Raw genomic sequence first — 7,683 nt, 5'->3', positions numbered from 1 at the left:
TAACGATCCGGGTCAGTACATCTAGGCGGTAAAGAGATCTTGACCCGGGCCCCAGCCTGAGTTGGTGCACGGAGCGGGGTCGGGTGCTGCCGCTTCGAGCAGCGTCGTCGGGTCCCCGGCAGCGGCCGGGTCTTCGTTCGCCACCGTGCCGCAATTCAGGCTGGTTGCCTTCCCTGTCGCGTGTTTGGCCGGTTATCGGCCCAAGGAGGCCCTACCAGCCTGCGTTAGGGCACCAGGGTGACTCGAGCCAGCATAGAGAGGGCCCGGGAGCCCCATCACGACCCTGCAGCTGGGCTCGCGTTACCGCCCCGGGCTCACCGCCCCGGCTCACACCACGGCTCGTCCGCCCCGGTCACACCCCGGGTCTCTTGCCCCGGCTCGCCGACACGGGTTACGCCCGCGTCGCCGGTCCGCCGGAGGACTTCCGGTCAGGCGTCGCCGCGGGCGTTGTAGACCAGGCTCTCGCTCGCGCCGTAGGCGCGGTACACCTCGAGGGCCTCGTCGCGGGCCACTCCGATCGTCACCTCGATGCCGCGGGCTCGGAACTGGTCCGCCCAGTCGGCGACGACCGGCCCCTCGTCGAAGCCGGTCAGCTCCTCCAGTTCGGGACCCTCGCCGGCGACGACGAGCGAACGGACCCCGCTCCACATCGTCGCGCCGTAGCACTGCACGCAGGGGCGCCAGTTGACGATGAGCGCCAGACGCGCGCCGTCTTCGCCGAGGTTCCAGCGGCCGAGGGCCCGCTGCGCGAGGGCGAGCGCCATGACCTCGGCGTGTCCGGATGTGACCCCGGTGCTCAGCACGACGTTCACGCCGGCGGAGACCAGCTCGCCGGTCGACTCGTCCACGACGATTGCGGCGAACGGGCCTCCGTTGCCGGCTCGCCAGTTGCGGTCGGCGAGCTGGTTGACCAGCGCCATCCGCTCCTCGTTCGTGGAGAGGATGCGCGGGAGGCCGTCGAGTTCCGACGTCAGCCACTCCGGCAGCGTCATCGTGTAGGTCGTGGCGAGCTGGGGCATGGCGGTGCTTCTTTCGTGCGGGGGATCACCTCGACGCTAGAGTGCGCACGTTTCGCGGCGTCGGTGCGCGTGTTTCCGCCGCGTATCGCCGATCTCTCCCTGGCGCCGACGACGGGACGAGAAGTCGCCGTGCGTGCCCGGAGCGCCGGCCGGAGGTGCGGCGCAGTGCGGGTCAGCGGCGGGGGCGAATGAGGATGCCGACGACGGCGCCGAGCAGCGCGAGAACGCCAGCGGCGGTTGCGACCAGAGCGAAAGCCGCGGCGGGACCGCCGCCGGCTGCCAGCGCGCCTCCGGCCGAGGTGCCGATCGCGACGCCCAGCACGACGCCGCTGCCGGTCAGGGTCATGAGGATGCCGGCCCGGCCGGGCTGCGCGATGGACCCCGCGACACTGAACATCGTCAGCAGTGCCGGCCCCTGGAAGGCTCCGGCGAGCACGGCCCACACCAGCAGGACGACCACGTTCGGCGCGAGCATCATGCCGACCGCGCCGAGAGCCATCCCGGCTCCGGCGAGCACCCACCGCGTCGCGAGCCCGATGCGGTCGGGCACCGCGACCATGGCGACCGTCGTCACCGCGGAGCCGACCGCCATGACGGCGTACAGCAGGCTTCCCGAGTCGCCGAGCCCGTTCGTGAGGGCGAAGGAGGTCAGCCCGGCCTGGCTCGCGCCGAAGAACGTCCCCATCGCGAGCATGCCGCCGAGCACGACGGCGCCGAGGGAACGTCGCATCCAGGCGGGCAGTGGCACGCGCGTCGTCTCGGGAGCGTCGGCCGGCGCCGCATCCGGTCGACGCAGGGCGAAGCGAGCGGTGGGGTGCAGAGCGAACTGCGTCACGAACACCGCGATCAGCCCAGCCGCGGACAGCAGCGCGATCTCCGGGGAGACGGTCACGGCGAGGATGCCGACCACAGCGGGGCCGATGATGTAGACGACCTCGTCGGTGACGCCCTCGAACGCGAAGGCCGCCGAGAGGTCGTCGCCACTCATCGCCATCCAGCGCACCCGCGAGAGCGGTCCGACCTGGGGCAACGAGAGGCCGGTCGCTCCGGCCAGGGCGACGATCACGAGGTCGGGCGCGTCGGCGATGGTCGCGACCAGGGCGACCGCGAATGCGACGTTGAGCACGACGCCGGTCAGGAGCACGGGGCGCTGTCCGAAGCGGTCGCTCAGCGCGCCGCCGGTCGGAGCACCGATCGCCTCGCCCACCGCGGCGGCCGCGGCGGCTGCTCCCGCGAGCGCGATCGAGCCGGTGGATGCGCTGACGAGTGTGAGGATCGCCAGCGGCATCATCGACAGCGGCAGGCGTCCGAGGGAGGTCGCGATGAGGTAGCCCCACCCCGCGCGGGCGGGAAGTGTGCGGTAGGCCGCGAGCGCGGATCGGGCAGAGGTGTCTGCAGACATGACGGGTCGCTCTCTGATGCCTCCCCCGGCCCGGAGGACATCGGTCGCCCACTGCTTTTCTGCTCTTCGGGGTGATCCTATCGGAGGAAGGTCACAGGCCGGATGCGGTCGCGCACGCGACGCACTGCGTGGCGTTCGGGCGGGCCTCGAGCCGTGCGGCGGGAATCGCGCGGCCGCACGTCTTGCACGTGCCGTAGGCGCCGGATGCGCTGCGCGCCAGTGCCGCATCGATCTCGTCGAGTTCGCGCTCGGCAGCCGCGCGCAGTCCCTCCAGGCGCGACCACTCCGCCGAGAGCGTCACGCCCTCGGGGTCGTGTTCATCGTCGGCGGATTCCGCCCCGCGGTCGGTGCGCAGCCGGTCGATGTCTGCTCGAACGCGCGCGAGTCGTCGCATGGCGTCGTCGCGCTGTGCGTTCAGGCGTTCCTCGGGACCGCTCATTCTGCGTCAGTCTACGTCTGGGCACCGATCGCGGCACGCGCTGCGACCGCCGCCTCGCGGCGAGGTGGCGGTGCGGTCAGTCCGTGGATGCGTCTCGCCCGTGCGGCGGCGTCCACGCGCCGGGTCCGATGCCTTCGGCGATCCGCGTGGAGATCTCGCGCAGCTGCTGGGCCTGTGCCGACGTCAGGCGATCGAGCACGAGTCGGCGCACGAGCTCCTGGTGGCCGGGCGTCGTCTCGCCGACCTTTCCGAGGCCGGCGTCGGTCAGGATCGCGAGAGTGAATCGCCCATCGCTCGGGTCGGGTGTGCGGCGCATCCACCCCCTCGCCTCCAACCTGGTCGCCGCGCGTGACAAGCGCGAGAGGGAGCTGTTCGCGTACGTGGAGAGAGTGCTCATCCGCAGCGTCGCGTCGGGGGCGTGGGCCAGGGCGTAGAGCACCCCGAACTCGAAGTGCGTGAGCTGGGCATCGCGCTGCAGCTGCGCATCGAGGGCCGCCGGCAGCCACTCCAGCACGGTCGCGAGCGACGCCCAGGTCGCCAGCTCGTCATCGGTGAGGGGTGCGGATGCGTCGGGCGGCGTCACGCCGGCAGTCTATCGTCGCGACGGAATTCACTTGCTCAGGAAACTCAGATCGCCTATGGTCACGTGACGAGGAAAGTCATGCGCGCCGGATGGTGCGAGGAAGGATCACCGTGGAACAGGAACTGGCCGGCAAGACGGCGTTCGTGAGCGGGTCGACGCAGGGGATCGGCTACGCCATCGCGGCCGCCCTCCTGCGCCAGGGGGCATCGGTGGTGATCAATGGACGCACCGAGGCGCGGGTGGCCGCGGCGGTGGCGTCGCTGCGTGCCGAGATCCCGGCAGGCGACGTCGACGGGATCGCCGCCGACGTCGCCCGCGCCGACGAGCTCGGGCGCCTGACGGGAATCATCGACGGCGTCGACATCCTCGTGAACAACGTCGGCGTCTTCGAGCTGAAGGCGTTCGCCGACATCTCCGACGACGAGTGGCAGCGATACCTCGACGTGAACCTGCTGAGCGGCGTGCGGCTGGCACGACACGCGCTGGCGCCGATGCTCGCGCGAGGATGGGGTCGCATCCTCTTCGTCGCCAGCGAGTCCGGGGTCGACGTGCCCGCCGACATGATCCACTACGGCGTCACGAAGGCGGCCACGATCGCGCTCGGCAACGGTCTGGCAAAGCTCACGCGTGGCACGAGCGTGACGGTGAACACCATCCTCGGCGGACCGACCTACTCCGACGGTGTCGCCGAGACCGTCGCGCAGATCGCCGCGTCGCAGGGCATGCCCGTCGACGACCTGAAGGCCGCGATCGCGGCCGGGAATCGCACGTCGCTCCTGCAGCGATTCATCGAGCCGGACGAGATCGCGCACCTGGCCGCATACCTCGCGAGTCCGCGTTCGTCCGCGACGAACGGCGCCGCTCTGCGCGCCGACGGCGGCACGCTGACGACGATGCTCTGATCCGGGAATCAGCGCGCGACGTCGCGCCGGCCCGTCGAGCCGGCCGGCGCACACGCGTGCGGTCGGCGACGAGTGACGCGGACCCCCCGCTTGCGCGGTTCGCCGCGCCGGAGGATGCTCGCCGCATGGAGCCTCGTCGTCTGCTCGTCGACGTCGGCCGCGGGTGCGTCGACGTCGATGTGGTCGGGTCGGGCGAGCCGGTCGCCGTCACCCAGACAGCGCTCGATGTCGACGAGATGTCGCACGTTGCGAACAGCATCGCCCGCTCGGGCACTTTCCGCGTCATCCATGTGCGGCGTCGCGGGTACGGTGCGAGCAGTGCCCCGCATGCGCCGGGGTCGATCTCCGCGGATGCCGCCGATGTCGCCGCCGTCATCCGTGCGCTCGACGCGAAGCCGACGCATGTGGTCGGCGCGAGCTACAGTGCGGCGGTCGCGCTGACGCTCGCGACGATGGCGCCGGAGCTGGTGCGCACGGTTTCCGTCATCGAACCACCGCCGTCTGATGACGACGACTTCCGACGGCTCAACGACGCGCTCCTGAAGCGATGGCAGGAGTCGGGGACCGAGGCGGCCCTCGAACACTTCGCTGCGCTGCTGAGCGGCGCGCCCGGTCGTGATCAGACCCGTGTCGCCTCACCGCCGGCGGCTCCCTCGGCGCGCCACGCGGAGACCTTCTTCTCGACCGATCTTCCCGCTCTCGCGGCATGGCGATTCGGTCCGCGTGAGGCCGCGTCCGTGTCGGCGCCTGCACTCGTGGTCGGGGGCTCGGAGTCCGCCGCGATGTTCGCCGGGATGCGCGCACGGCTTGCGCGGGCCCTCCCGACGATCGAGGAGGTCGTCATCCCCGGTGCCGGTCACGATCTCGCCGCGACACACGCAGGGGAGCTGACCGCGGCCGTCGTGATGCACATGTCCGCACATCCGATCGGTGACCATGCATCCCCATCCGAGACGCATCCATAGCGGGTGGCGGGCGCGGTGGCAACCCTGGGGTTCGCTTCCGTCGCCCTGACGGAGGATGCTCACATGGCGGAACCATTCGGCGCGGCACCATCGCAGGCGGATCTCGATGATCTTCTGGCGGCGGTCGCGAACGGGGATGCCGGTGCTTTCGCAGACCTGTACGCGCAGATCTCGCCGGCCGCTTTCGGCCTCGCCATCCGGGTCATCGGGGACCGGCATCTGGCCGAGGAGGTGCTGCAGGAGGTTTTCCTGCACATCTGGCGGAACGCCTCGACGTTCGACGCCGATCGCGGGGCGGCGAAGGGGTGGATCCTCATGCTGACGCACCGTCGTTCGGTCGATCGGGTGCGCGCGGTGCAGTCCGCCCGCGAGCGCGACATCGCGGATGCGGCGCGCGTCGCCGCGACGCCCGGCGGCGACACCGCGACCGAGGCCGAGCTGCGCATCGACGGCGCTCGCCTGCGGCAGCAACTCTCGGGTCTCACCGCAGCGCAACGCCGGGTGATCGAGCTGTCGTACTTCGGCGGTCACACCCACGCGGAGATCGCCGAGCTGATCGGCTGCCCCCTGGGCACCGTGAAGTCCCGCATCCGCGACGCGTTGCCCCGGCTCCGGCGACACCACAGCGTGCCCGCTGAACCTGTGGTGGCCTGACGTGCAACCGGGTTGAGCGCTCGACGCACGTCGGGTTCAGTGGACACATGGTGACATCCGAAGTGAGACGTTTCGCGATCGACGCCGTCACGGCGCTGCGCATCGTGCGCGACGATCCCGAGATCGGCGCACGGCATCCCCTCGTCGGGCCGTCGGTGCTGCGCAGTCATGTGCTGTCGATGCTCTATCAGGAGACGCGAGAGGGTGTTCTGGATGAGGCGGACGCCCGAGCTCAGCTGGACACGCTCGCGGGGCTGAAGATCCGGCTGCTCGGCGATCGTGTCTCACGGGCGACCGCCTTCACGCTCGCACACCGGCTCGACTGGCCTGACACGGCGTCGGCGGAGTACCTCGCCGTCGCCTCGCTGCAGGCCGACGTCCTGGTCGCCGGCGACGGCCGCATCGCCGCGGCCGCGGCGGACATCGTGCCCTTGGCCGACTACGACGAGCTCCACCAGGACTGAGCCACCCGCGGCTTTCCGAGGCGCGGATGGTGAGGAGATCCGGCCTCAGGAGGTCCCCTGCGACGTTACCGTCCTCGGGACGGTGTACCTCCTCCGCAAGCGGCGGATGTCGCGGTCAGCGCAACGCGGAGAGGGCGAGGACGGCGGCGTCGACGTCGGCGAGCATGCGCGCCTTCTGATCGTCGTCGCACCAGGCTGCCTCGAAGCCGGCGCGCGCGATGCGCGCGGCATCCGCATCGTCGAGACCCATCGCCGGCAGGGCGTGGGTGTACTCCCGGCCGATGTCGGTCTTGAAGAAGACGGCGTCGTCGGTGGCGAGTGTGACGGGCAGGCCCGCACGGACCATCTGCGCGATGCGGTGCTCGGGGGAGAAGTCCCAGTGCGAGAGCATGTGCGTCGAGTGCGGCGTGCACGTGAAGGGCACTCCGGATGCGGCGGCACGCGCGAGCGCATCGGCGTCGTCGACGACGCGGTAGCCGTGGTCGACCCGGTCGACCTCGAGCGTCTCGATCGCGTCGATCACGTTCCACGGTGAGGCGGTCATGGTCTCGCCGGCGTGCGCGGTGCGTTTGAGGCCGTGGCGGCCTGCCAGGTCGTACGCCTCGCGGAACCGCAGCGGATCCTCGGTGAGTTCGGGCGTGAGGTCGTCCTGCCCGATGCCGACGACCTGCTCGCGAGGGTGCGCCAGCACCGTCTCCACCATTGCGGTTGCCGCTGCCGCGGGGAGGGACCGATTGATGGCGGCGACGATGCGGAACCCGACGCCGAAGTCGCGCTCGGCCTGCGTGAGGCCGTCGGTGATCGCGTCGATGAGGCTCGGATAGTCGATCCCGCGGGGTGCGAAGTTGTCGGGGTTGATGAAGTACTCGCGGTAGCGGAGGTTGCCGTCGCGCACCGCATCCTCGACCCCCTCATAGGCGACGCGCGCGATCTCGTCGCCGGTGGTGAGCGCCAGGTGCGCGGCGTTGAAGACGTCGAGGAAGTCGGGCAGGCCCTCGTACTCCAGCAGCGCGTCGAGGTCGTCCGTCTTCAGCGCCACGTCGTGCTTCGCCGCGAGTTCGATGAGGGTCGGTACGCGCATGACCGACACGAAGTGGCAGTGCAGCTCGGCCTTCGGGAGCAGGCGCAGGAAGTCGGTGGTGGAGAGCATGGTGATCCTTCGGGTGCGGACTTCCTGTCTATCCCACCGAGATTTCGGATGCGTGACGCTCGCCGCTGACCGCTGCTGCGCCGGTGTCGGACGACCCTGCGAGGA

Annotated in this window: 9 protein-coding genes; 4 read left to right on the top strand and 5 right to left on the bottom strand. The window is 70.7% G+C overall.

Annotation, left to right across the window (positions count from 1 at the left end):
• Positions 1-428: 428 nt before the first annotated feature.
• The 4 genes from ACGG9C_RS09845 to ACGG9C_RS09830 all read right to left on the bottom strand — a co-directional run bounded on the left by ACGG9C_RS09845 (position 429) and on the right by ACGG9C_RS09830 (position 3,443).
• Entirely contained in the window at positions 429-1,019 is a 591-nt protein-coding gene (locus ACGG9C_RS09845) for a nucleoside deaminase (protein ID WP_194384275.1), read from the bottom strand.
• A gap of 172 nt (positions 1,020-1,191) precedes the next feature.
• Complete coding sequence (locus tag ACGG9C_RS09840; RefSeq protein ID WP_194384276.1) at positions 1,192-2,421, bottom strand: MFS transporter; 1,230 nt, start codon at positions 2,419-2,421, stop codon at positions 1,192-1,194.
• 91 nt (positions 2,422-2,512) lie between these two features.
• The gene (locus ACGG9C_RS09835; RefSeq protein WP_194384277.1) at positions 2,513-2,860 is read right to left on the bottom strand and encodes a TraR/DksA C4-type zinc finger protein; all 348 of its coding nucleotides are present in this window, start codon (positions 2,858-2,860) and stop codon (positions 2,513-2,515) included.
• A 76-nt stretch (positions 2,861-2,936) separates the two neighbouring features.
• Positions 2,937-3,443 (bottom strand): MarR family winged helix-turn-helix transcriptional regulator, encoded by a 507-nt coding sequence (locus tag ACGG9C_RS09830; RefSeq protein ID WP_194384278.1) that lies wholly within the window; start codon positions 3,441-3,443, stop codon positions 2,937-2,939.
• 110 nt (positions 3,444-3,553) lie between these two features.
• On the opposite strand from ACGG9C_RS09830, the gene ACGG9C_RS09825 reads away from it, so the two are divergent.
• The 4 genes from ACGG9C_RS09825 (at position 3,554) to ACGG9C_RS09810 (ending at position 6,428) form a co-directional block, all read left to right on the top strand.
• Complete coding sequence (locus tag ACGG9C_RS09825; RefSeq protein WP_194384279.1) at positions 3,554-4,345, top strand: SDR family NAD(P)-dependent oxidoreductase; 792 nt, start codon at positions 3,554-3,556, stop codon at positions 4,343-4,345.
• Positions 4,346-4,470: 125 nt separating this feature from the next.
• On the top strand, positions 4,471-5,310 hold the full coding sequence (locus ACGG9C_RS09820; protein ID WP_194384280.1) for an alpha/beta fold hydrolase: 840 nt from the start codon (positions 4,471-4,473) through the stop codon (positions 5,308-5,310).
• A 63-nt stretch (positions 5,311-5,373) separates the two neighbouring features.
• Entirely contained in the window at positions 5,374-5,964 is a 591-nt protein-coding gene (locus ACGG9C_RS09815; RefSeq protein ID WP_194384281.1) for a sigma-70 family RNA polymerase sigma factor, read from the top strand.
• Positions 5,965-6,011: 47 nt separating this feature from the next.
• Positions 6,012-6,428: a hypothetical protein gene (locus ACGG9C_RS09810; protein WP_228480889.1), complete on the top strand. Its 417-nt coding sequence runs from the start codon at positions 6,012-6,014 to the stop codon at positions 6,426-6,428.
• 115 nt (positions 6,429-6,543) lie between these two features.
• On the opposite strand, the gene add is transcribed toward ACGG9C_RS09810, so the two are convergent.
• Positions 6,544-7,578, bottom strand: coding sequence for an adenosine deaminase (gene add / locus ACGG9C_RS09805; RefSeq protein ID WP_194384282.1), 1,035 nt, complete (start codon positions 7,576-7,578; stop codon positions 6,544-6,546).
• Positions 7,579-7,683: the final 105 nt, after the last annotated feature.

Source organism: Microbacterium sp. MTN4-26 (assembly GCF_042846595.1).
Classification (GTDB): domain Bacteria; phylum Actinomycetota; class Actinomycetes; order Actinomycetales; family Microbacteriaceae; genus Microbacterium; species Microbacterium luteum.
The sequence above is the reverse complement of the archived record's forward strand: the minus strand, read 5'-3'. Positions and strand labels throughout refer to the sequence as shown.